Below are 627 nucleotides of genomic sequence, written 5' to 3'. Positions count from 1 at the left end.
GGCCCTGCACGCCGTACCGGCGCTGGCCGATGCCGGTCCCGTGGGGGCCGCAGCGCGCCAGCCCGCCGCGCCCGAAGGGGTGCTGGTCAACCCGCCGGAAGGGTCGGAACTGCTCAACGCCAACACCTACGCCGCCGATGCGCTGCACGCGGTGATGGCCTCGCGCGTGAGCACGGGCAGCCCCATTCTGGTGGCCACCCTGGCCGACGTGGACAACCTGGAACGCAGTACGCCCTTTGGCCGGGTGACCATGCAGCAGGTGGCCTCGCGCCTGGGGCAGCACGGCTACCGCGTGCTCGAGGTGCGCATGGGCCGGGCCATGACCTTCACCTCGCAGGGCGAATTCCTGCTTTCGCGCGACGCCACCCGGTTGATGCAGTCGGAATACGACGCCCAGGCGGCCCTGGTGGGCACCTATTCGCTGGCGGGCGGGACGGCGTATGTTTCGTTGCGGGTGGTGCGGCTGGACGATGCTGCGGTGATGGCCGCCTACGAGTACCATCTGCCGGTGCGCGGCGACACGCGCAGGATGATGGCCGGGCAGGGCGACCCGTGGAGCCAGTATGCCGGGCGGCGGCAGGCGTTCTCCGGCGCGGCGGTGGCCATGGCGCCGCAGGCGGCGGCAGC

1 protein-coding gene is annotated in these 627 nt (G+C 72.2%); it reads left to right on the top strand.

Features of this window, described 5'->3' with window-relative positions; translation table 11 throughout:
• Positions 1-627 (top strand): FlgO family outer membrane protein (locus tag FVW27_RS18885; protein WP_243838581.1); only part of this gene is annotated, 627 nt, incomplete at both ends.

The sequence above is a fragment of the Nitratidesulfovibrio liaohensis genome (genome assembly GCF_011682075.1).
Taxonomy (GTDB): domain Bacteria; phylum Desulfobacterota; class Desulfovibrionia; order Desulfovibrionales; family Desulfovibrionaceae; genus Cupidesulfovibrio; species Cupidesulfovibrio liaohensis.
Note: the sequence above shows the minus strand (reverse complement) of the source record. Positions and strands in the feature narration are given on the sequence as shown.